Raw genomic sequence first — 25,037 nt, forward strand, 5'->3', positions numbered from 1 at the left:
AACTGCGAAGGCAAATAAACAAGGCTAGGGAGACGATTGAAGCGGCTTGGTTCTAGTGGCGGGATTCGGCGATGATTTTTTCGTAGAACTGCTCGTAGAGGGTGACGATGCTCGAGGCGCAGAAGTGCTTCTGGGCAGTTCGGCGGGCTGCTTCAGCCATCTGTCCAAGGCGTGAGGGGTTTTGGAAGAGGGCGATGGCGGCAGCTGCCATGGATTCGACGTCGCCGACGGAGAATAGGAGGCCGTTGACGCCATCTTCGATGAGCTCGGGGACTCCTCCTACGCGGGTGGCGATGGCGGGGACGCGGCAGGCCATGGCTTCGAGGGCGGCGAGGCCAAAGGACTCCATCTCGGAGGGCATGAGCATCAGGTCCGCGAGGGGGAGTAGCTCGTTGACGTTGTCCTGCTTGCCGAGGAAGTGGGTGCGGTCCTGGACGCCGTACTTGCGCGCGAGGTGCTCGGCGATGGAGCGGTCGGGGCCGTCGCCGATGAGCATGAGGCGGGAGGGGATCTCCTTCGCTACACGGGCAAAGACTTCGACGACGTCGGCTACGCGCTTTACCGGCCGGAAATTGGAGAGGTGAACTAAGAGGCGCTCGTTTTCGGCGGCGTAGCGGGGGCGCATGTGGGCTACTTTTTCTGGGTCGCGGACGTAGACGTCGCAGTTGACGAAGTTGCGGATGACCTCGATGTGCTGGTGGATGCCGAAGGCTTCGTAGGTGCGGTCGCGGAGATGGGCGGAGATGCTGGTGACGCCGTCGGACTCCTCGATGCCGAATTTTGTGATCGGGAGGTAGGAGGGATCGAGGCCGACGAGGGTGATGTCGGTGCCGTGGAGGGTGGTGACGAAGGGGAGGTGAACGCCGCGGGCGGCGAGCATCTGGCGGGCGAGGTAGGCGGAGACGGAATGGGGAATGGCGTAGTGGACATGGAGGAGGTCGAGTGAGTAGAACTCGGCGACCTCGGCCATGCGGGTGGCGAGAGCCAGGTCGTAAGGTGGGTGCTCGAAGAGGGGGTAATGGAAGACGGCGACTTCGTGAAAGTGGATGTTCTGCTCGCGGCCGGTTAGACGAAAGGGCTGGGAGGAAGTGATGAAGTGGACCTCGTGTCCACGGGCGGCAAGCTCGATGCCGAGTTCGGTGGCGACAACTCCGGAGCCGCCGTACGTGGGGTAGCAGGTGATGCCGATGCGGCGGGGTGTTGCGGCGGGCATAGTGTTAGACCTCGCAGGGCGGGCGCTGCTGTGAGTGATTATTTCGCTGCTGCGTTACAGAACGTGTTCGTAGCCGGAGGCCGGGGTGAACTGGCCGATCTCGCGAATGCGGCTGTATGGGCCAAGGCTTCCGTAGTGGATGAGTTCGGGTGGGGAAGGATTCTTCTGAAGATTTGGGATGTTGGTGAGAAGGGCTTCTCGTTCAACGTCGCGACTGTTACGTAGTCGGGTAGCGATCTTGGAAAGGGCCTCGTCGTTGTAACCGGGGTGGACGACGAGTTCCCAGGTTCCGGAGCTCGGAAGGGCCTCGAGGATCTGGGACAGAGTGGCGCTGGTGAGATCCCCGGTGGTGGATACGGCGGATGTGCCGTCGGTGGTGGCGACATTGGGAACGGTGGTCTGCAAGTGTGTGTCGAAGCGCCGGCGAAACGCGTGGTCAAGCACGCGAATTTCCAGACGGCGAAGAGCGGAGCCGTGGCCGAGAGCGAAGGCCCAGGTCGGCTCGAAGGGGTTGCGGATAGCGCCGATGTTGCAGCGCTCCGCGACGTGAAGGAGGGAACGGGTGACGATGGGGAAGAGGTGGGAGTGCTTGTGGGTGTCGAGATGGGTGATGTCGACGCCCGCGCGCTGAAGCTTCTGGACCTGGGCGAAGGTTTCGCGGGTGATGTCGTCAGGATTGACACGACCGCGGAGGATGGCCTGGGCGAAGTCGAGGAGGGAGGGACGGAAGGTCTTGCCGTCGGCACCGAGAAGGGTTGGGATGTCATCGGGATGGGAGACGGGGATACCGTCGGTGAGAACGACGTGACATCCTACACCAAGAGTGGGATTGTCTTTTGCGATGGCGACGGCTTCAATAAAGGCTGGGCCTGTGGCCATCAGGGTGGCGGAGGTGAGAGCGCGGGCCCGGTGGAGCTCGGCGATCGCACGGTTGATGCCGGAAGTGAGGCCGAAATCGTCTGCGTTGATGATGAGGCGGGGGGGCATGTGGTGATGGCTTCAGGCTGCTCTTATCAGTGATTCGCTTCGGCGGTGAAACCTTTCATAGTGATGGGTGGTCCATAACGCAGGAGAACTCTCTAAGCAAAGTAACACCGCGGGCTATCTGGATGGGCCATCAGAGGCTGAGGTCCTTTCTCGCGAGGAAGTATGAGGCGCAGTTGAGCCGTGCTCTTAGAAAATGGATCTGCGGCAAGGTAGATCATGCGCGACGGATCGTTCGCGCAATTGATCGGTGTGAGTGAGGACGGATGAAGGTGGGCCATCGGATGGAGCTTTCGAGTTGATGGGAGACTGGTCGAGCTTTAGAGAACTGAGGGCTGTGAGCGAGCGGCTCTCGGAGGATGAAGGTGGGCCATCGGATGGAGCTTTCGAGTTGATGGGAGACTGGTCGAGCTTTAGAGAACTGAGGGCTGTGAGCGAGCGGCTCTCGGAATTGCTTGGCCTTAGGGGAGTCGTTGTTTGGCTTGTGCTTTGCATGATGCCATTGGCTGGGGTGGCGCAGGGAGCATTGGTAGCTTCTGTCGAAGATCTGCCGGATGCACCAGGCGGGGCGGTTTCTGAAGATGGGGCGACGAACGGGAGCCTATTCGGAGTCGTCAAAGACAGCAATGGCGCTCTCGTAGTGGGGGCGAAGGTGCAGCTTGCAGGGAGGGTTGCTCCGGGTGGCCGGGAGACGGCTTCAGGTGCCGATGGTGGGTTTCGTTTCGAAGGGCTGCAGGCTGGCGGGTTCACCCTAACGGTGAATTCGGTTGGGCTGGCGACGTGGGTCACGTCGGGGGTGTTGCATACAGGGGAGAGCGTTGAGGTGCAGAGGATTGGGATGACTCTCTCGAAAGCGTTCGCCAATGTGACGGTCCTGGCGTCGCAGCAGGAGATAGCGGCGGCGCAGGTAAACCTCGAAGAGAAGCAGAGGGTGCTCGGGGTGTTCCCAAACTTCTATGCAACTTACATCTGGAATGCCGCCCCACTGACGAGGAAGCAGAAGTTCGGATTGGCGTGGAAGTCTGCAACGGATCCAGTGACTTTTGCGCTGACGGGGGTGACGGCGGGGGTCGAGCAGGCGAACAACGACTACAGCGGTTACGGGCAGGGAGCGCAAGGATATGCGAAGAGATTTGGAGCTTCGTATGCGGATGGGTTTACCAGCACGATGATAGGCGGGGCAATTCTGCCTTCGCTGTTTCGCCAGGATCCACGGTACTTCTACAAAGGAACCGGGTCCGTGGTGTCGCGGGCTGAGTATGCGGTTGCGATGGTTGTGGTCTGCCGTGGCGATAACGGTAAGTGGCAGCCAAACTACTCGAATGTGCTCGGAAATCTGGCGACGGGTGGGATTTCAAACATCTACTATCCCGCCAGCGACCGGAATGGGGCTCGGTTGACGATCAATAATGCGCTGATCGGGACGGCGGCGGGAGCTGTTCAAAATCTGATTCAGGAGTTTGTGATCCGGAGGATTACGCCGCATATCCCCGATTATGGGCCTTCGAAGAAGGCTTCGGTGCCGTTGTCTTCGGAGTAAGGGATAGGGCAAACCCAGGTTCCCCTTCGGGAATGACGACCAAAAGGCAGCGACCAAGGCTTTACCGGAGGGCGGCTCGCTCTTCGGGAAGACAAGGGAGGCTCAGAGTCAGACGCATGAGGGAACTTTGGCTTTTCACGCTGGTTTTCTGGAAGACGCGCTTGAGGACGAAGCGGGCGCTGGCTTCAGTGATGCGCATTCGCTCAGCGCAGCATTTGACGTCGTGACCCTCGGCAAGAAGTTCGGCGAGTTTGGCTTCGGACGGGGTGAGGCCGAAGAGGCGGCGGAGGAGTGCGCCGCGAGGCGGGGTTCTCGATTCGGGGTCGACGAGGAACACGAGAGCGGAGGGATGGGACTGGAGGATCTCGATTCCTGAGCGGAAGGGCGTGACGACGAGGTGGAGGGGCTTGCGCGGTGGGCGGCGGGAGATGCGGATCTCACCGCCGATGGCAGCGTGGCCGGAGTCGATGCCATTGGAGGTGGTCTTCAGGGCGGAGAAGAGGATGGATTCTAGGAGACGGTCTTCCTTCGGATTGACGGCCTGAAGGCGACCCTGGGTGAGGCAGAGGCCATCGGACTGGGAGATGAGCTTTTCGGCGGCTGCGGTCTGTGACTGCACGGTGCCTCGGGAGTCGATGGTCACGCATGCGACGCCGGTGGTCTCAAGGCCTTGCTCGAGGAGCGAGTTGCCGAGGTTGAGTTGGCTCAGCTTGTGATGGAGTTGGAAGGCCTGCTTGAGGTGGGGGGCGATGAGGCGGAGCAGGGAGGTCGTTCTCGCATCGAATTCGCCCAGCGATCGCGGACGGACGAGGGTCATGCCGGCCAGGGAATAGTTGGCGACTCGGCCTACATTGGCTCCGGCCTGATGGTAGAGGTTCATTGGGCGCATGTAGTCGTTATAGAAGGAGCTCGCTTCGAGCTCGGCATCGGGCAGGAGGGATTGGCGATTGCCGATCCAAGACCCGTGCAGGTTGCCCGCCTGGCGGAATCGGTCGAGGATGAGGTCTTCGTGGACGAAGTGTTCGTTGTAGCTGCGAAGGACGGGGTCTTCGAAGCCGAACTGGTGGTAGAGCGGGGGATGGTGGTCTTCCGGTAGGGCGATCACGAAACTGCAGGCGGCGCTAGTCTCCTGGACCATAGCCTCGATGAAGGCGGTCCAATGTTGCGGCTCGGCTGCTGCTTCATGCAGGAGACGGAGCAGATGGGAGACCTTGGCGGGCGAATGCAATGACAACCTCCGTGGGGTATACGTTCGAGGCGCAATTTGCGATTTACTTCTTCTTCAGAAGATGAGGGAATTATCTCCCATTTGGGAGATATCTTCCTCGCCGGGTGCTGAATAGTCTCAGGCAGTCAGATTACAGAGAATAAAGAGGTTGCCAGTTTCCGGTCCGATTTTTGGAAGGACACTGGTTTGAAGTTTTCCTTTCTCCTTTGGCTGGTGCGGTTTCCGGGATTTCAGTGGGGCGTCTTGAGCGTATTGTTCCCCCGAAGCAGCCTGCCACGGACGAGAGATAACAGCGCTTGAGGAAGATGGTTATGGGCCTTCGTTCTTGGAGTCGAAGTGGTTGCGCGGTCGGGTTGGCGCTACTCTCCGTTGTGTCTGGCATGCCCGCTTTTTCGCAGACGGCAGCGATTGTGGGAGCCCAGGCCGCCCCGACGATGCTGCATATCGAGATCCTCGAAGGCGAAGGTGCGCTGAACAATATCCGCCAGCGCGACGCGCGTGAGCCGGTTGTTCAGATCACGGATGAAAATCACAAGCCGGTTTCGTCCGTCGCTGTGCTGTTCCTGATCCACAGCGGAAGCGGGGGTGCGGGGGCGACGTTTGGCGGACAGTCGCTCGCGCTTACGGTCACGACAGGGCCCGACGGCATTGCGCGTGCGGCGTCGATGCAGCTTGCGAAGTCTCCGGGATCTTTCACGATCGGGGTGACGGCGACCCTCGGAACGGTCGTCGCGACTTCGGTGATTCATGAGAGCAGCGTGCTGACGGCACTTTCGTCCACGGCAGCGGGGAGCTCAGCGGGAGCTGCCGGCTCTTCTGCCGGAGCGACGGTGGCGACACATACGATCCTGGGCATGAGCAAGTTGGTGTTCGTGGCTGTCGGCTCGGCCGTGGTTGCTGGTGTTGTCGTTGGTGTGGTTGAGGGAACAAAGAGCACCGGCACGAGCCTGACACTCGGGCAGGGCACGATCTCTGCTTCGACGCCAGCGCGTGGATCAAGCAGGTAGACAAATCGCCGCCCGAGACCAAATCTCTTTTTGTTTCTTCAGCGTACGTAGATCGACAGGCACATTTAGTTTTTTTGCTGCATGGTAAGGGGTCAGATGGAAACGATAGGACTCAATCATCGGGTGTTTTTGTCGAAGACGTGCTTCGGGGCTGCTGGGGCGCTAGCTTGCCTGATGTCGGTCGGGTGCGGTTCGGGCGGCACGCTGCTTCCTGGGACGAATTCAAGCACGACGAAGCCGGTGCCCGGAGCTCCGGCGGGACCGAACCTTGGATACATCTGGTCTGGTACGGATGGCTCTCTCCGTCCGATTCAGGGCGTGAGCGGGTCGGCGGTGGTGGGGCAGTCGATCGTGGCTACTGGGACGTATGTCGCCGGAGCGGCGTCCGCAGCCAGCGGACTTGGGTTGGTGGAAGACTCGACCGGGAGCCTGTTCGTGCTGGATCTGCCTTCGAGTACGCCCGCGTTTGTCACAAAGGGGCTTCCGAGCCAGGCGACCATCATCTTCTCTCCGAACGGTGGGGAGGCGGTCGCGTATGGCGCCGGGGGAACGAGTGTGACGGTGTTGAGCAATCTCGCGACAAAGCCGCAGGCGAACCAGGTGGGGATGCCAGGCGGTTCGAAGCTCGCGGGCGCAGCAGTGAGTGACGCGGGAACGGTACTGGTTGCGACGCAGGCCAGTCCGGTGGTGGTCGGAACGCTATCGGCTTCGGGTGTGGTCTCGCGGCTGACGACGGTTGCACAGGCGGGCGGCATGAGCTTCCTGGCTGGTGCCGAGGATGCGCTCGTGGCTGATGCGGCAGGGAACACCGTATCTCTTTTGCATAACGTTTCAGGGACGCTCAATGTTCAATCTCTCGGCGCGGCAGGCGTAAATCAGCCATTGGCTGTACAGGGTTCTCAAGATGCGCGGTGGGCAGTTGTCGCGAATGGCGGCGATCACAACGTCCTGTGGATCGACCTGAAAAACGGCGGTGCGCCCGCAAAGTTGACATGTTCGTGCCAAGCGACAGAATTGAGTCTTCTGGCAGGCGGCAAGACCTTCCGTCTCAATGAGCTTGGTGACGGGCCGCTCTGGATGGCGGACCTTACGGGTTCAACGCCACAGCTATTGTTTGTTCCGGCAGTGAAGTAGCGCTCTTCGATCTCCCAGGTAAATGATGCATCCATTCGGACAAATCCGTTCGCTTGTTTCCTCGCGCGCCGCTGGCGTATTCGGGGGACGCGGGTCAATGGTCGCGAGAAGGAAGCTTCTGATGCTGGCGGGTCTGGCGCTTGGCGTGACGAGCGGGTGGTCCCAGACGGCTCCTACGTATAGCATCACGTCGGCCAGTCCAGCCAGCATTCCGGCGGGAGCGGCGGGTGCAAGCATTGGTCTAAACGGGACACTCCCAGACTTTACGAACAATACTTACCAGGTCTGCTTCTTCGCAGGTGCTGGGAGCAGTGCGCCATTGACTCCTACCGCTGTGGGAGGCGTGCAGACGATCTCGGTCCCGGCGTCGATTATCCAGAATATTGCCCCATCGAGCTTTACAGCGGCTAATGGATATGCGGTCTCGGCACTTCTTTCGGTTGCGCCTGCGGGACAGACCTGCGATGGAACGTTCGACGCGACGCTGACGAACAGCCTTTCCATTCCGGTGGTTGAGCCAACGCTTGGGACTTACATCGGGCCAACGTCTCTGCCTCAGGCGAATTCGGCCGCGGGAGTCCAGGGTGCCCCGATCGCGATTACACTTTCTGGCGCAAATTTTGTTGCCAATACGACGGTGGCATTCGGATCGTTTGGCCGAGTCACTCCGCGGACCATTACTCCAACAGCGCTGACTTTGCTGGTGCCGGCGATGTTCTCTTCCAGTGATCCGAATACGACGGCCTCTTTGAGCGTTTGCAACGGAAGCGATGCGACGACCTACTTTTGCAGCACGCCCGCGACCCCTATCACGTTGACAGTGAATGCACTGGCTGCGAGTTCGGGGACGATTACGGCGACTCCCTCGCCCGTGCTGACCTCCGGGCAGACGAGGCTGACGTCGACGTTCAAGCAGTCCGGGTATTCGACCAATCCTGTGGGAAGCCCTTCGGGCACAGTGACGTTTGTCGCGGATGGGACTACGCTCCCGAAAACAAGGCTGATCCTCGATAAGACGGCGGGGTTTACCCCCGTGACCTCGTCGTTGACAGTTCCCGCAGCAGCCACGCCGGTTATTACTCCGGCGGCGGGAACGTACTTGAATAGCGCGACGATAACGCTTACCGACACGACGGCCGGGGCATCGATCTACTACACGACGGATGGGAGTATGCCAACGACCGGCTCGACGCTGTATACGGGACCGTTCAGCATCACGACCTCCGAGACGATTACGGCGATCGCGGCGCTCTCAGGATCCTTTAACAGTGCGTCTTCGTCGGCGACCTACACGATAAGGATCAGCCCGCCGACACAGTTGGCGTTCTCGACGCAACCGGGGACGACTGCGATCAACACGTCGATTGCTCCTGCGGTACAGGTTGCTGTTGAGGATGCAAATGGAAACGTGGTGACCTCGTTCACGGGAGCGGTGTCGGTCGCGTTGATCACGAATCCGGGAAGCTCTACGCTTTCGGGAACACTCAGCGTGAATGCCGTCGGCGGCATCGCGACCTTCTCGGACCTGGCGATCAATAACGTAGCAAACGGCTACGTTATTCAGGCCATTAGCGGACGTCTCACCCCCGCCGTGAGTAACGCATTCAATATCACGCCCTATCCGATCACGTTGACGTTGCAGAGTGAGCTCGTGGGCATCATGTCGACCCTGAACGGGACGTTTACACTCGGGCATCCTGCTCCTACGGGCGGGTTGACCGTCACGCTGGCAAGCTCGGTGCCAGCTAATGTTACGATCGCGCCCGCGACGGTAACAGTCGCCGCTGGCCAGACGATGGGGAGCTTCACCTACAGCGGTGTTGCTGCGGGCGATTCGAACCTAACGGCGAGTGCGCCGAACTACCAGACGGGAACGACGAAAGCAACCGGAACCGCAGCGCAAGTGAGCCTCTACCTTGTTCCGCCGGTGGCTCCGGGACAGTCGGTGAGCCTGGCGCTGAGCCTCGCGACGGCTGCTCCGCCGGGCGGCACGATGGTGACCTTTACGAGCAGCAGGCCGAGCATCGCAACCGTGACCTCAACGATCTCGGTGCCGGCGGGACAATTTACAGCATCGGCGAATCCGCAGGTGACCGGTGTTCTCATCGGGACGACGACGATCACGGCGAATGCTCCCGGGTATGCGCCGGCAAATCTCGTGGTGAATGTCACGGTCACGGCGACGATCAGCCCGAGCACGACAACGATTAATCTGGCGACATCGACCGGCACGACGCTTGCGATCTCAGCGCCGGCACCGACGGGCGGGCTCACTTTCACGTTGAGCTCGGACGATCCTACGACCGCGACGGTTCCGGCATCGGTGACGCTGGTGAAGGGCGCAACCTCCGTGCCCCTTCCAGTCACCGGCGTGAAAGCTGGATCGACGACGATCCGAGCCGACTCGCCAGGTGTAACCGAGGCGACCGGAGCCGTGAACGTTGTAAGCCAGATCGGTAACTCGTCAGTCGCGACGGGCTATCACCTAGAGAATTCGTTCTACCAGTACCTGCCTCTCAATCCGCAGAGCCCGCTCACGGTGACGGTGACGAGTAACGATCCGTCTGTCGTCACGCTTTCGCTCGCTGCGACCACCGTCGGGACGAAGACGGTTACCTTCCCCAACACAACGTCCTCCTATGTCGGATATGTCTATTTCCAGGGACAGAAGATCGGCACCACGACGCTCACTGTTTCCGCTCCTGGCTTCCAGGACGGAACGATAGCTGTCACGGTCGATCCTGCGGGTGTGACTTATTACTACTATCAGCAGACGCTCGCGACGACGACGTTCGCGCAGGCATCGAACGTTACGGCCTATCTGACGATCCTGAATCCCGACCTGAGCGTGCTGGCGCAAGGCTACCAGTTGAATCCGGGGCTGGCTCCAGTGAGTACGCCTGTCACAAGCTCGAACACCGCGATCGGGACGGTAACAGGTAGCCCGCTCACCTTCCACGCGAACGAGTCGCAAGAGACCTATCAGTTCAACCCGGTTGCAGTCGGCACGACGAATCTCACTATCGGCGCGCAACCTGCCGGGTTCGCCACGAGTACGCAAAACCAGACGGTGACAGCAACGGTTACATCCCCGGTGATCTCTGTTGGGGCGATCACGACGGGCAATCACCTGATCAACGGGGAATCTCAATATCTACCGGTAGCTCCTCCCAGCGGAGAGACTGTGACGATCACCAGCAGCAACCCGGCGGTGTTCACGATTTCGGCAAACACGAGCACGGTTGGCGCGACTTCGATCACGTACCCGGGCACGACCGGCACCTATGTTGGTCCGATCTACGTACAGGGACAGAGCGTGGGGACGGCAACCCTTACGGTCTCCGCGCCGGGGTATGTCAGCGGAACGGCGACTGTGACGGTCCAGCCTTCCGGATTTGCGTTCTATGGCGATCGAAGCGGCACGACAACAACCTTCTCTGGCACAACAACAAATGCGGTCTACTCGACGATCCTCAATAGTGACCTCTCATTTGCGTATCCGGGCTACGCCCTAAATCCAGGATATGGGCCTGTGAGTGTCGGCGTCAGCAGCGCAACTACCTCGGTTGGAACCATTTCGCCGGGGACGCTTGTCTTCCATGCGGGTGACAGCCAGCAAACTGTGACATTTACACCTGTTTCCGCAGGCAGTACGGTGGTGTCGATCGGGGCTGCTCCGACTGGCTTCAGCAAGCCGACGCAGTACCAGAGCTACACCGCGACGGTGACCGCGCCTGCGATTTCGATAGGGAACCTTCTGACCGGCGTGCACCTTACGAACAGCATGTCGATCTCTCTGCCACAAGTTCCTCCAAGCGCGACCACGGTGACGGTATCGGTTCCTGCGAACGCGGCTGGAACAGTACTCTTATCCACGAGCGCGACCGCCGTGGGCACAACAAGCCTCACGTTCGCCAACATTACCGGCAGTTATGTTGGTCAGATCTTTTTCCAGGGTCAAGGGGTAGGATCGACGACCCTGACCGTGGCGGCTCCCGGCTATGTCTCGGGAACAAGCACCGTTACAGTGAATCCATCCGGATTCGCGTTCGCCGGGAACCAGAGTTACACCACCTCCACATTCTCGGGAAGTACCCAGCGCACGCTCTACGCCTCGATTCTGGATTCGAGCTTGGCACCGCTTTACTACGGCTTTGCGCTCAACCCGGGTGTCGGACCTGTCTCGGTTGCTCTTACTGACTCAGCTCCCTCCGTAGCCACGGTCACACCAGCAGCTCTGGTGTTCAACACCGGCGATTCTTCCCAACAGATCACAGTTCAGCCGGTCTCGGCCGGTGCGGCGGTTGTCAGCATCGCCGCAACCCCTGCGGGCTTTAGTACGCCGACCATGTACCAGCAGTACACCGCCACGGTGACTGCCCCGGCCATCAGCATCTCCAACGTTGTCGCCGGGCTTCATCTCGAAACCGCGATGGACATTTACCTGCCGGTCGCCCCGCCAAACGCGGTGACGGTGATGGTGCTCAGCAATGGCTTGGCGATCGCGGGGGTGTCCAGCAGTGCCACGGATGTTGGAACGAATGCGGTGCTGTTCCCGAACACAACCGGAACCTATGTCGGTCGGATTTACGTGCAGGGAGAAAAGATCGGAACGACGACGTTGACTGTGATGGCCGCCGGGTATACGGATGGCAACTCGACGATCACCGTCCTTCCGTCTGGCTTCAGCTATGACGGCAGCCCAAATATATCGACCACGTCCTCGTCCTCCACAACTGCTAGAACGGTCTATGCCTGCCAGTTGAATACCGGAACCTTGACCCTGTACTCGTGCGGATACGGGATCAACCCAGACTTCGCACCGGTGAACGTTTCCGTGACGAGTTCCGACCCAACCGTCGGTACGGTGACCAGTCCCGTTGCGTTCGCGGCGAGTTCGGGAACAGGCACGTTCGAGTTCCAGCCGGTTGCAACCGGTACATCGACCCTGACGCTTGGAACACCCGATGGCTTTAGTACTCCATCGCAATACACCACGATTACGGCCACGGTTCAGTGAGACAGATGACGACACTTACCGCGATTCTCCGGTTCAGGACGACGACGCAAGACGCTACGGCGGCGCGTCGGCTTTCCGTGCACGGTGGGCTTGGAGTACTGGTGATGTTGTTTGGACTGGTTGGTGTGAGAACAGCGTTTGCTGATGGGACGAACCTGCCGGTGATCGTGGCCGACTTCAATCACGACGGTATCCCGGATGTGCTGATTCCTTCCAGCAGCGGGCCGACGGCGACAGTTTCACTTGGAACATTGCCGGGGGGATCATTCAACGGAACATCGAGAGCGGTGACCTTGCCCTCAGTCTGTACGCAGACGGCGCAGGGGTCTATGGTGACGGGTGACTTCAATGGCGACGGCTTATCGGATATCGCATTCTTTTGCGGATCTTCGGGCGGGATCGGCGGCGTACTCCTGAGCAATGGGGATGGAACATTCGCGACGGCGAAGACGTTCGGGGGAATCTATTCGACGTCCGGAGTAGTTGGAGACTTCGATCACGATGGCAAGCTGGATATTGTCGTCGTGGGGCCGAACAGCGGATCGAGTGCGGGGCAGGGAATTCAGTTCTTTCACGGCAATGGAGATGGCACGTTCGGAGGGCCCGTATTCACGGCATTTGGCGCTGATTCCTCTTACTCGTTTCCGGTTGCTGTGGATGTGAATAACGATGGGTATACAGACATCGTTCTAGGGAGCTTCACCGCAGGCGCTCCGACGCTCAACGTCTTCGGGAACAACAAGGATGGGACCTTTGGAACGCTGGCCCAAGGAGTTGCGACGGCGAGTGTCTCCACGGCTGTCGGGACCCAGGGTGAGTCAACCGACGGACAGATATTAGTGGGGAACCTCTTAGCGGCTAATGAAATCGACTTCGCTGTGCCCGATACAGGTAGCACACCTGGCTTCTTCCTCGTCAAGAACACTAGTTCCGGAACTATGTTCTCGCTTGGGACCGCCGCTAAGACTGCGTTTCCAGCGCTGAAGGGCGCGGGAGTGGGGAGCTTTACCGGGAGTGGCTTCTCTGACCTTGTCGCCGCTGACGGAACGAATATAACAGTGCTGGTAAACGATGGCACCGGAACCTTCTCCGCGAGTTACGCTTCGCTGGCGATGGCATCGGTGGCGAATGTTTTTGCCGTGGCGGATGCAAATGGGGACACCTACAGCGATATCTACACCGCTGTGCAGCAGACTGGGACAATCATCACGTCGGTGAGCCTTGTAAACGGGTCGGCAACTGCAACCTCGCAGCCCGTTTCGCTGACGGTGGGAACCAAGGCTATTTCGGCTGCGTGGAGCGGAGACGTGAACTTTGCAGGTTCGACGGCTACCGGCACACAGACGGTCAATGGCGTGTCTGCGGCGATCGCATTGAACAGCAATAAGAATCCTTCGAAAGCGGGGGATGCCGTAACGTTTGCGGTTTTGGTCACGGCAGCGCAAGGGACGACGATGCCGACGGGATCGATCTCCCTGCTGGACGGAACGACGACGATCGCCAGCGGGACACTCAGTAGCTCGGGTGCGTTCAGCGCGACGGTGAGTTCTCTGGCCGTGGGGACGCATTCGATTCAGGCCGTGTATGCGGGCGATATGTACTTCACCGGGCTGAGTTCCGGAGTGTTGACCCAGGTGGTCAATCAGGCTCAGCAGATTGTGCCGACGATCAATTGGGCAAATCCGAACCCGATCACGTATGGGACGCCGATTGGAAGCGCGCAATTGAACGCGGCCGCCGTCGACGCCAATGGGGTCGGCGTGGCTGGAACGTTCGTTTATACGCCGGCTGCCGGGACTGTTCTTGGCATCGGGACGCAGACGCTGAGCGTAGCATTCACTCCCTCAGATACGACATATGCTTCGGCGACCTCGAGCGTCAGGATTACGGTGACGAAGGCGACTCCGATGCTGACGTGGCCTGTGCCGTCGGCGATTCCATATGGAACTGCGCTAAGCGGCGTCCAGTTGAACGCATCGGCGAAGGGTATTGGGACGGGATCTCTGCCCGGTAGCTTCGTTTATAGTCCAGCCGCCGGCGTTGTGCCCGCGCCTGGGACGCAGACACTCAGCGTGACGTTTACGCCTACGGATTCGGTCGACTACACAACCGCACTGGGGAGTGTGACGATCGTTGTTTCGCCGCTCACGCTGACCTCTTTTGCGCCGAACGTGGCGCGAGTTGGCGATCCGAACACGACTGTGACGTTGACGGGTTCGGGCTTTGTGACGAATTCCGTGGTGCTGGTGAATGGCGCGGCGGTGGCGACGGCTTATGTCAATCCCACAACTCTGACGGCGATCATTCCGGCGTCCGACTTCGGGAAGGTCGGTACACTGCAGGTTGCAGTCTCCGATCCAGGGATCTCGGCGACGACTGCCGCGCAGACGCTCACCGTCACACCAGCGACCCCAGCGATCACGCTGACAGGGCCGGCCACGACCTCACCCGGTTCTCAGCCGGCGGTGAGCTTTGCGCTCACAAATCCGTATCCTGTGCCGTTGACGGCTTCGTTCAACCTGCTCTTCGCGCCTGCAGTGACTCCTGCGGTGGATGATCCGGCGATCCAGTTTGCGAACGGCGGACGCAATTTCACGTTCACGGTTCCGGCAAACTCCGTGACGACGCCGGCGATTCAACTTCAGGCGGGCACCGTTGCCGGTACGATAACGGTTCCCTTAACCTTAACGGCGCAGGGCGTGGATGTGACTCCGGCGAATCTTGCTCCGGTGACAATCGTCGTACCAAAGGCAATTCCTACGGTCTCAACGACGACCTTGACGCGGAACGGAACGCAACTGAGCGTGGCGATTCATGGTTTCTCGAACACGCGCGAGGTGACGACGGCGACGTTCCACTTCACGGCGGCCGCAGGCGCGGCGATTAATACTCCAGATGTGACCGCGCCTGTTGGGCCGCTGTTTACTACGTGGTTCGACTCGACGACATCAGTGGCGTATGGGTCGACGTTTACGTATACACAGGTGTTCGATGTGAGCGACGATGCGGCGAATGTCGGGACGGTGGAGGTGACCTTGACAAACTCTGTTGGCGTGTCCACTTCGCAGACGGCACAGTAGATAATCCGACGCAGCGCTCTTGCAGTTCCCTTGGGCGGACGTTGCTATCAAGCGTAGATCTCTTTTTTCCGACGGAAGTTAGCAGGCGCGCCAGAAATGGCCTTATCCTATGCGTTTTTTCTTAGAGTCTAAAGGCTCTTCGCGAATGCGCCCGGTTCTTGCCTTGAGGCGATTCAAGCCCTCGGTCTTCCAAAACAGCGACAGGACCTACTCCATTCGAGCGAGCCAATCGGAAAGACAAGAGCTACGGAACCACCTTGCGCATGGTGAGACTTACTTATGTGCGAGTGAAACCATTGTGATAAGTCGGTTTGAAGATGGTGGAGGCGGTGGGAGTCGAACCCATCGAACGCTCTTAGAATCTATAACTTAGAGATTGCAAAGGCCGATGATCCCGCCCATTCCGACTGTCCCGCAATTCCGTGACACAAAATTGACACAAATGATGATGCAGAACCAACACCAGCCTAACGCTGATTCATAGTTTACAGCAGACGAAAATCTATCTCCGTACTTTCACCTGTCTGTCGGCAATGTACCGCTCCAGCGTCCTTTGTGGGATTCGTAGCACTCGCTTCTGTCGAAGGTGCATGCCGCCTGATGTGCCAATGTCAACAACACCAGGCAGGGAGCCGAACTGCTTCAAGATGGTGTCATCGCTCACCGACAAGAATGCTGCCACTTCAGAAACAGTGAGCATCCGAGGCAGGACGTTTTCCGCCGCGCTCATTGCTCCAGCCGTAACGGACCTGCTCCGACTGCTGGAGGACATCTCTACGGGCTCACCGTTGACCACGAATTTCTCATCTTGTGCGAGTGTGACGCGGCTCGGACCCCTGCGTTCGGTGACGCTTACTTCTGCCATTGGCGGACTCCGTAGATCTCTGCGGTATCGAGGAATCCGATACCCATTGAATGATGTTTCAAGGATGGGGCCGCGAATCGCTACCGTCCAATTCAAATATCCAATGGCACAACCAACGTTGCTATTGGATATTCCGATCGTTGCGGTGGTTCTACCTCAGATATTTCCTCCCTCTTTCCGGGATATGTCAGGCCAACGCGGACTTTATTTTGAGGCGGCGGCCGTTATCACTGACCTCGTTCTCCTCGGCCAAGTCCTAGAACTCAAGGCCCGAAGCCAAACCAGCGGTGCGATAAAAGCGCTTCTCGGGCTCGCGCCGAAGACGGCGCGACGAATCTCCGACGACAGTACGGAAGAGGATGTTGATTTGAAGGCGATACAAGTCGGCGATAGGCTACGCGTTCGTCCCGGCGAAAAATTCCGACGGACGGCGTTGTGACTGAGGGCAGGAGTTCGGTGGATGAGTCGATGGTCAGCGGCGAGCCCATTCCAGTCGAAAAGACAGTTGATGCTACGGTCACCGGTGGAACGATCAACGGCACGGGTAGTCTTGTAATGAAAACGGAGCGAGTCGGAGCCGATACTTTGCTTGCACAGATCGTAAAAATGGTGAGCGAAGCCCAGCGTACTCGCGCTCCCATTCAGCGATTGGCAGACGTGGTGGCCTCGTACTTTGTGCCGGCAGTTCTGTTAGCGGCGGTCATCCCCTTTACCTTGTGTGCGATATACGGCCCGCAGCCGCACTACGCGCACGCCTTGGTCAATGCGGTAGCCGTGCTGATCATTGCGTGCCCCTGTGCGCTTGGGCTGGCGACGCCTATGGCAATCATGGTCGGCACAGGAAGAGGGGCACGAGAAGGCGTCCTCATCAGCAACGCGGAGGCACTCGAGATTTTAGAAGGTAGATACGCTCGTTATCGACAAGACTGGCACCTTGACCGAAGGCAAGCCAAGACTTACAGAGCTTTTTTCAGTTGAAGGTGTGAATGACAGCCAATAACGATGCCCCGGCGCTCGCTCAAGCACATGTGGGAATTGCAATGGGAACAGGGACGGACGTTGCGATGAAGACGGGAGGCATCACCTTGATAAAAGGGGATCTTCGCGGCATTGTGAAGGCTCGCCGATTGAGTCATCTCACGATGAATAACATTCGCGAGAATCTGTTCTTTGCCTTCGTTTACAACGCACTTGGCGTCCCATTGGCCGCAGGCGTTCTCTATCCCGCGTTTGGCATTCTCCTCAGCCCGATGATTGCAGGCGCCGCAATGAGTTTCAGCTCTGTATCGGTCATCGCCAATGCGCTGAGACTGCGCGCAGCTAAACTATGAGCAGCGTTTTCCCTACCCGCAGCTACGTTATTTTGCTGTTGTTTTGACTAAAAGCTATGTGGCAGTCTTGATCAAATGCGGGTTGCTTAGTCAGCATCTGGGGGAGTTGGGCCCGTGCTTGTGGCCATTTTCCCGCTAGCCTCCACCGTCCGCGCCGGCGTCTCGGGTTTCAGCCCACTCCGTCTCCGCAACCAAGTCTCCTCCCCGTTCTTGGACCAGGCTCCTACGACAGCATTTTTTGCGAATTGCTCCCATGAGTCGTTCCAATCTCCAAGCGAATACCCGTGCCAGGGAGCGTGCGGCGTTATGGTGGGTAAGCCAAGTTCCTTCCATAACACCTGGGCACGTTCCATGAACTCACGTTTTGGTAGCGCCAGAGGAGCCATTGGATATTTCAATGTGGCGTCTATCAGAAGTGTCGAATCCAATTCCGATGGACCCGACTTCGGAGAGTGTCCAGTCGAACGGTAAGGTTCGACATGAACGTCCTCAACCGGATTCGAGCGGTACGCCAGAGACCACATCACGGCATCCGTATTCTCGGGATCGATATCTTCGCTTACAGCAATGACGATTTTGCCGCTGTCGGCCTGTCTTGCTGCAGTGGCCTGTAGACCACGCCAGACCTCGGTCTTTGGCGTTTCATTCGAGAACTGCACGAAGATGATTGGACGCAAATCGCTAAGATGCTCATGCATGACAACCCGGAGCACGCTTTTGAGGGACAAGGATTCCCGTAGGTAATTCAGGTACAGCGGTTCAAGAGCCAGCTTCTTGATGACGCTTGATTCACTCGGCGACACCTGGCTAATGATGGAAATGAAGACAGGCTTCTTCCTGTGAGTTATCGCCGTCACTTCCATGGACATGTTGAAGTCTTCCAGCGCAACATAGCCGTTGCTCTCGCCGAAAGGTCCTTCTGGTTCGAGCATGTCGGTATCGATAAAACCTTCGATAACGATCTCTGCATCGGCAGGAACATCAAGATTGACTGTAATGGCCTTTGCAATCCGAATCGGAACCCCGGCCAGCGCACCGGCTACTGTAATCTCATCGAGATCAATCGATAACTTTTGTGGGCCGGTGTAGGCGATGACCGGCGCAGCGCCGATGACGATGGCACAAGGCATCTTTTCCTTTCGGTCATGGTATTTGCACCAGTGGAGGTACCCACCAGCGCCACCGATTCGGGATGACATTCTTACCCCAAGACGATCGGTCTTCTTCAATGCCGCGCGGTATGTACCGATATTCTGGATCCCGCTGTCGGGATCGATCGTGATGCACAAGGTTGCTGTCAGATAAGGCGCTGCGTCATACCCCGGGGTCGAAATTGGAACAGGCAAGCTTGCGAGGCCTCCGCCGGGTTTCCGCAACTCATTCCCCATCATCACAACGTCCTGGCAGGGCGGCAAGATCACAACGACAGGGGCAATGGGGTGAGCTATCGCAGAAAGCCAGTCGGCACCGATATCGGCAATCGGCCTGCCCATTCCAAGAGCGTAAATTTTCGGCGAGGCTGCCAACGCTCCCACCACAACCGGGATGTCGTAGTGTCGTCCCTCTGAATCAATAACATTCGTGAACAGGAAGGCGCGACGGTCGTCCTCTTGTATCCCTCCGAGAAATTGACAACGAACGAGTGGATGCAATTCCGTGTCTTTATTGATGGGACGGTCAACGCGGGTGAGCAAACCATTTGCTTCGAGCTCAGCAAGATGGCTCTGAAGATCAAGACTCGGCTTTTTAATCGGAAGAACCTTCTCATCGCTCATGCCCCTTGATGCTCCACTTCAGCAGTAAGGATTGCTGTATCGGATTGCTCAGTGCCTGGCCGCCAAAATGTGGAACTCTCGTCAAAGATCTGCCATCAACTTCACGATGCGGTTTCAAGAACTGGTGCCACGAACTCAATCCCTATGGTCGACACAGATGAGATATCCAACTTGCTTGTTGTACTTGAAGCAAACTGGCAAGCCGAGATGGAGGACCACGCCACCTATAAGGCTTTGGCGTCAGCAGAAACCGACTCCCGCCGGCGCAATGTCCTGAGAGGGCTCGCGGCCGCTGAAAGACACCACGCCCGTCTTTGGGCTGATGAGATCGCTACGCTGGCTGGACCGAAGTTGGTTTACGCAGGGGCTCCGAACGGACGGGCCGCTGCCACTTCCGGGACAACTTCGGGGATCGACACCATACTCCGTCAGCTCAGAATCCATGAACGAAGCGAGATCGAACGTTACAGCAAACAAGAAGGGACGCTCAAGACTGACGCGAGTCAGAAGGTTTTGCTTGAAGTGATTGCTGACGAGAACGAGCACTATAAGACTCTGAGTAATCTGATCCGCGCTCGCCCTCCGCTTCCGGCGATGGACCATTCTCAGGCAAGGACAGCGCTAGCGGCGCTACTGGCTGCTCGAAGGCAGCGGCATCCCGAAGCCGCAGGTTGGCTGAATGATGCCATCTATGCAGCTCATGATGGCCTCGGCTCGATCTTCGGTATTGTGTCTGGCGTCGCAGGGGCGACCTTCGGGAAGAGCCACTATGTTCTGATCGCTGGTTTGGCGGGAATGGTCGGGAGCGCGTTGTCCACTGGCACAGGCGCTTATCTGACGGCAAGAAGCGAACGAGAACTCTATGAAGCTGAAATCGCGCGCGAACGCAGGGCTGTGGATTATGACGAATCGGAGTCGCGGGAGGTCTTGGCACTCAGCCTTCAGGTGCGCGGTCTCCCGGAAGATGTAGCCGAACGTCTCTCACACCTGTTAGCCGAAAACAAGGAGGGTTTCGTCAAGGCACTCGCGCGTACGAGAGCGAATGTCTCAGAAGAAAGCCTCAGTGACCCTTGGACTGCGGCTTTGACGGGTTTTACTGCTACAGCGATCGGAGCTTTCGTTCCAATCATCCCGTTTTTCTTCATGTCAGGGGTATCAGCGATCGCGTCGGCGGGAATTGTCTCCCTTTCTGCTCACTTCGCCGTGGGCGCGAGTAGATCGCTTATGATCGTGCGGCCGTGGTGGCGCTCTGGGCTTGAGTTGACGGCCTTTGGCGCGGTGGAAGGAATCATCACATTTTCCATCGGTCTGGCTCTGGGGCAGTTGGTCGGGACACGCTAGTTGTAGAAGTGATCTACTTTTCAGATTCGATAACCATCACGCTCTTTCCTGTGCCACTCGCGACTAGCGTGTCACACCAAGCGATAACACTGCGTCCACAGCAGTTCGAAAGGCATCCGACATTTTCACACGTCCTCGTTCCGACATCGGCATCTCACGATTTGCTTCAGAAGGCTGACCCGGTAGCGGCAATTGCATCCAGTGGTACCCTCTTGGTCTACCTTCGTAAGGCTGTATGCCGTAGTGTTTGTCACATAGCCAGCAATAGTGACTGGCGAAGACCCGATTAGCACTCCATTGCGCAGCACAACCAAGCGATGGTCCGCTGCGCTCAGAATTAGAGACACTGGGCCGGACATCGCCTTTTGGGGTTCCCAGATTGCTCCGCCTGCGTCCTCCGCCTTCGTTGCCCCCTCGCTCTGCAGCAGATCGGGAGTCGGAGCAAATCGAGGCACCGCGTCGAGGTCGGTGATCACGACAGTCATGCCGCGTGCGGTTATCCCGTATAGGAGCTTTGCAAATGAAATAGGCATCCGAATGCATCCATGGGACGCCGGGTAGCCAGGCAGGTCTCCGGCGTGCATCGCAACCCCTGACCATGTCAAGCGTTCCATGTATGGCATAGGAGCCGAGTCATAAAGGTTTGATTTGTGATGTATCTGTTTCTGCAAGATGGTAAAGACGCCCGTAGGTGTTTGATGGCCAGGCTTGCCCGTCGAAACTGTGGCGACGCCTATAAGCACCCCATTGCGATACACATAGACACGTTGCGTTTGTAGGCTGATTACGGCAAGTACTGGGCCAGATGGCGCAATCAGTGGCGCCCAAAGATACTGTCCTGGCCTTAGCGACTTTATGCCATCCGCCAGATTGGAAGTCAACGGTCTTGAGTCCTGTGCCCGAACCAATGTTGCACATGTGCCGTGTGCAACAAGACTGCCAGCGATATTCCACATAAGCGTCCGTCTCGATTTTCCCAAATCCATACTCCATATCCGACTTTGTCGGTCGATCAACACTTGAGATTGCTGAGGTCATCGAAAGCCGGCAGGGCGGCCAAGACGAGCAGAATCACCGCTAATGGAACCGTAAACAGGAAGCCCATGTGCCGAAATCCCAGCGCACCAACAACGCCCCCGCTAAAGAACAATCCGATCAGTGATGCCAAAAGACTCAGTTTTACTAAATCCACGTCTGCCAAAGGCGGGGTTCCGCTCAGATGACCATAGAGAATTCTTCCCAGCTTGATGCCGACATCCGTGACCATCCCCGTCAAGTGTGTAGTGCGGATCACTGCACCCGAGAGTTTCGTCACGATAGCGTTTTGTAAACCCATCGTGAAGCATAGGAGAGCAACAGTGCCAAGTACCTCCTTGTTCTCGAAAACGTGTCCCGTAAATCCAAACGTGAACAAGAGAAAAGCTTCCAGTATCAGAGGTAAAGCGTATTCACTTTTTAGAGACCGCCGCCTCGCCCATCGAATCATTACGGACGTACAGGTCGCTCCCGCAAGAAAGGAAAGCAGAGCAAACAAGCCTGCAAGAAGAAGGGACAGACTGCCGAGCGCCAAATTGTCCGCCATCGCTGAAACGATCCCTGAGATGTGTGATGTATATTGCCTAACTGCGAGAAAGCCTCCGGCGTTGACCGCTCCTGCGACAAATGCCAGATAGCAGGACAGCTGCCTATTTGCACCTGGAGTTCGCTCATGGCCCGTGAGTTTACGCAGGTAGTGAAGTGGCATCTTCGCTCGGTCAAACCAAGTGTGGCGAGGTTTCGTCCGATGGCACGTCGCGACCTACCGTCGAGTCCTCTGATGTTGGCTCTTTCGATGGATCACTTTCCACAGGTACTTTGTGCAGTGCCATCCAACCCAACCCGGCGAGACTTAGTGTTTGCGGTCCTATCTGGACACGCGGAGTCGCCGGCCAATTCGAGGATCTTCTCGTGAGTCGGAATAGAGCGTCAAGCAACTGCTCTGGACGACAGTGGCGATCGATCGCTTCGTCATAGAGCTGCTCCTCTAAGTTCAATGGAGGCAGTCCGAAAATTAGAATGCGTGCATTTAGATAGTAGAGGCGAATCTCCTGAGCCAGCGTCCTGACCGTTGTCACTCCGAGGCTTTCGCTGAGGATGGCTATCCTAATGTCCGTTTCTTGTAAGCCAGTAGCAGGAACAACGTCATTGGAAGCGGCGACATAATAGTCCGCCGCTGAAAGTAACTGGGCTCTGGCTGCGAGTAGTCCGGCATTCGGTTCAACGATCAGAATCCCTGAGGGGAGAAATGCGTATTGCTTTGAGCTAGTCCTCTGAATTTGCATGATCCTCCTCGTTTCTCGAAAGTTCATCCTGCGGTCTCACGGTGACTGGCGTTAGCGGTCAGTCCCACGCTCAGTTTGGGCTTCTGTGGCCAAGACGTTGACTGATTCTGGTCCCCTTCGAGGGTGGTTGATGTATCGGATTGCACAGTTCAGCAGTACTGCGTGTGGGACCCTCATGAGATGCTGCGCGTTCCATGCCCAGGGCTTAAGAAAAGGTGTGCTTCCATGAAGACGAAACCTACGGACGTAGATGAGCAAATCGATGCTCTTGAGACAGAGGAAACAGCAATCGAAAGTAAGGTGAGTCATCGAGGATTTCGAGACGCAAGTCGTCGAAACCGGATCGAAGAACAGCTTGATGTGCTGCATGAGACCTTGCGACGTGGCGAAAACCAAACACCCAAACCTTGAGGAATGCGGTGACACCGCCACAAACGCTACGAGTTCAATTGCGCCCGGAGTCATGCGTACCATTTTGCTCAGTTTCCACATCGCGCAGCTGAAAGACTCCAAGACGGGTCACAACTGCCCGGAAAGTTGCCTGACCGATGAAATTTGCGGAAGCTTTTAAATTTCAGCCACGAACGGTCGCAAAAATAGCCGGAGCCGCAATCTGTCTTGCTGATTCGACAGAGCAGCAACACGTTTTAGCGGCGGCAGGCCACATGAAGATTTCCCCAACGATCTTCAGCCCTGAAATCATGGAACTGCGGGAGTTGAAGACCTTCGAATTCATCGTGGCAGATCAGCTCATCGCGCAGGAGCTTGTTCTTCTCTTCGAACATCATGAAGTCGATGGAAACGGCATCAGCCCTGCGATCATTGCTGCCACCCGCCAAGAATCTGTGCCATCTTCGCTGCCGGCGCATCTGGAATGTAATTTTGATGGAATCCTTCAATTTCCAATGACGGCAGAGGAAATATCCAAACATCTGTCCGTGATTATGTTCCCCCCTTGCGCCTTCGCTCAGCGATACAGTGCAGCGTGGAAAGAGCTACGGCTCAACCGGAGAATCGTTCGATCGGTCACTGCCGGTGTTTCAATTGCAAGTGCGACCGCACCCGATCTGCCTCTGGTTTACGTCAATCCCGCATTCGAGGAGATGACGGGGTACAGCCGGGCTGAAGTACAAGGCAGAAACTGTCGATTTCTCGAAGGTCATGAACGAAATCAGCCAGCTTTAGCGATCGTCCGGGACGCTTTGTCGAATCGCCGGAAGGGGATCGCAGTCTTGAAAAACTTTCGGAAGGATGGCACACCCTTCTGGAACGAACTCTCCCTGTCTCCGATTCTCGACGATGATGGTCAATTGACGCACTACGTGGGGATACAGACCGACGTAACTAAACGGGTTGAACTTGAAATTGCCCTTCGGGAGAGCGAGAAGCTTGCCGCGGTGGGTAGACTTGCCTCCTCAATTGCCCATGAGATCAACAATCCGCTCACATCGGTCATGAATCTAAGTTACCTTGCGCAGAGTACGGAATGTTCCCAAGAGACGAAGGATTACTTAGCCACTGCGGAAAGGGAGTTGAAGCGAGTCAAGTTGATCACAGAACAGTCGTTACGATTTTTCAGACAGTCAACAAGGGCGCAGTCCACAAGCCCTGCTGAGCTTCTGGAGCCAATCCTGGACCTCTATCAGTCCCACGCAAGCAACGCGCGAGTAACCACAAGTCTTCGAGAGCAGCCGTGTCGACCTGTCGTCTGCATGGAAAGCGAAATTCGTCAGGTTCTAAGCAATCTCGTAAGCAACGCGATTTATGCGATGAAGGAGCACGGCGGAAAGCTGTCTATCGGAAGCCGTGAGACCAAAGCGCGGGGACGAGGTCGGGAAGGTGTCTTATTCACAGTTGCTGACAACGGGACGGGGATGAGCGCTGAAACCCTGAGTTGCATCTACAAGGCCTTCTACACGACGAAAGGGATCGGAGGCACAGGCCTCCGTCTGTGGATTAGCTGTGAGATCATAGAGCGCCATCGCGGAAATATCAGGGTTCGGAGCACACGGCGCGCAGGAGCATCCGGAACGGTATTTCAGCTTTTCCTGCCTTTTCAAGGCATCGCTTCTCAGAGAGAAATCGAAGATATCTCGAGGTTTTCTTAGAAGACTTGAATCGCTTTCTTTGCTTTTGAGCGCTCTGCTCGTTTGCGTGCAACGGGCGAGGGCTCCAAACGGAGGCTTGTCGGGTCCTGC

The 25,037-nt window shown here is 57.6% G+C and carries 14 protein-coding genes and 1 pseudogene; 9 read left to right on the forward strand and 6 right to left on the reverse strand.

All coding sequences use genetic code 11. The features are described 5' to 3' along the window. Positions 1-52 precede the first annotated feature (52 nt). Entirely contained in the window at positions 53-1,213 is a 1,161-nt protein-coding gene (gene bshA, locus GRAN_RS12820; RefSeq protein WP_128913431.1) for an N-acetyl-alpha-D-glucosaminyl L-malate synthase BshA, read from the reverse strand. Between the two features lie 54 nt (positions 1,214-1,267). Next, positions 1,268-2,200 carry a ChbG/HpnK family deacetylase gene (locus GRAN_RS12825; protein ID WP_128913432.1) on the reverse strand — a complete coding sequence of 311 codons (933 nt, stop codon included), beginning with the start codon at positions 2,198-2,200 and terminating at the stop codon, positions 1,268-1,270. 334 nt (positions 2,201-2,534) lie between these two features. On the opposite strand from GRAN_RS12825, the gene GRAN_RS12830 reads away from it, so the two are divergent. Further along, entirely contained in the window at positions 2,535-3,737 is a 1,203-nt protein-coding gene (locus tag GRAN_RS12830; protein WP_161570958.1) for a carboxypeptidase-like regulatory domain-containing protein, read from the forward strand. 61 nt (positions 3,738-3,798) lie between these two features. Here the strand turns inward: GRAN_RS12830 and GRAN_RS12835 are convergent, their stop codons facing one another. Beyond that, entirely contained in the window at positions 3,799-4,965 is a 1,167-nt protein-coding gene (locus tag GRAN_RS12835; RefSeq protein WP_128913434.1) for a helix-turn-helix transcriptional regulator, read from the reverse strand. A 380-nt stretch (positions 4,966-5,345) separates the two neighbouring features. Between GRAN_RS12835 and GRAN_RS12840 the strand changes: the two genes are divergently transcribed. From GRAN_RS12840 to GRAN_RS27295, 6 genes are all read left to right on the forward strand, one after another. Next, a complete protein-coding gene (locus GRAN_RS12840; RefSeq protein WP_128913435.1) occupies positions 5,346-5,972 on the forward strand; it encodes a hypothetical protein in 627 nt (208 codons plus the stop codon). A gap of 96 nt (positions 5,973-6,068) precedes the next feature. After that, on the forward strand, positions 6,069-7,106 hold the full coding sequence (locus tag GRAN_RS12845) for a YncE family protein (RefSeq protein ID WP_128913436.1): 1,038 nt from the start codon (positions 6,069-6,071) through the stop codon (positions 7,104-7,106). A gap of 121 nt (positions 7,107-7,227) precedes the next feature. Then, positions 7,228-12,126, forward strand: coding sequence for a beta strand repeat-containing protein (locus tag GRAN_RS12850; RefSeq protein ID WP_161570959.1), 4,899 nt, complete (start codon positions 7,228-7,230; stop codon positions 12,124-12,126). A 5-nt stretch (positions 12,127-12,131) separates the two neighbouring features. Further along, the gene (locus GRAN_RS12855) at positions 12,132-15,206 is read left to right on the forward strand and encodes a beta strand repeat-containing protein (RefSeq protein WP_128913438.1); all 3,075 of its coding nucleotides are present in this window, start codon (positions 12,132-12,134) and stop codon (positions 15,204-15,206) included. Positions 15,207-16,527: 1,321 nt separating this feature from the next. Then, positions 16,528-17,049 carry a P-type ATPase actuator domain-containing protein gene (locus GRAN_RS27290; RefSeq protein WP_277751214.1) on the forward strand — a complete coding sequence of 174 codons (522 nt, stop codon included), beginning with the start codon at positions 16,528-16,530 and terminating at the stop codon, positions 17,047-17,049. A gap of 8 nt (positions 17,050-17,057) precedes the next feature. Beyond that, positions 17,058-17,402, forward strand: a complete 345-nt coding sequence (locus GRAN_RS27295) for a hypothetical protein (RefSeq protein WP_277751215.1) — start codon at positions 17,058-17,060, stop codon at positions 17,400-17,402. A gap of 86 nt (positions 17,403-17,488) precedes the next feature. Here GRAN_RS27295 and GRAN_RS12865 read toward each other — a convergent pair whose 3' ends face one another. Continuing rightward, a complete protein-coding gene (locus GRAN_RS12865; protein WP_128913439.1) occupies positions 17,489-19,177 on the reverse strand; it encodes a UbiD family decarboxylase in 1,689 nt (562 codons plus the stop codon). Positions 19,178-19,321: 144 nt separating this feature from the next. On the opposite strand from GRAN_RS12865, the gene GRAN_RS12870 reads away from it, so the two are divergent. Continuing rightward, positions 19,322-20,518 carry a VIT1/CCC1 transporter family protein gene (locus GRAN_RS12870; RefSeq protein WP_128913440.1) on the forward strand — a complete coding sequence of 399 codons (1,197 nt, stop codon included), beginning with the start codon at positions 19,322-19,324 and terminating at the stop codon, positions 20,516-20,518. 125 nt (positions 20,519-20,643) lie between these two features. Here the strand turns inward: GRAN_RS12870 and GRAN_RS12875 are convergent, their stop codons facing one another. Next, entirely contained in the window at positions 20,644-21,504 is an 861-nt protein-coding gene (locus tag GRAN_RS12875; protein WP_338323435.1) for a L,D-transpeptidase, read from the reverse strand. 44 nt (positions 21,505-21,548) lie between these two features. After that, positions 21,549-22,262, reverse strand: a pseudogene (locus tag GRAN_RS12880) (YoaK family protein); the annotation flags it as partial. 1,125 nt (positions 22,263-23,387) lie between these two features. Between GRAN_RS12880 and GRAN_RS12890 the strand changes: the two are divergent. Further along, a complete protein-coding gene (locus GRAN_RS12890) occupies positions 23,388-24,947 on the forward strand; it encodes a two-component system sensor histidine kinase NtrB (protein WP_128913443.1) in 1,560 nt (519 codons plus the stop codon). The last annotated feature ends 90 nt before the right edge of the window (positions 24,948-25,037 follow it).

The organism is Granulicella sibirica, from assembly GCF_004115155.1.
GTDB lineage: Bacteria > Acidobacteriota > Terriglobia > Terriglobales > Acidobacteriaceae > Edaphobacter > Edaphobacter sibiricus.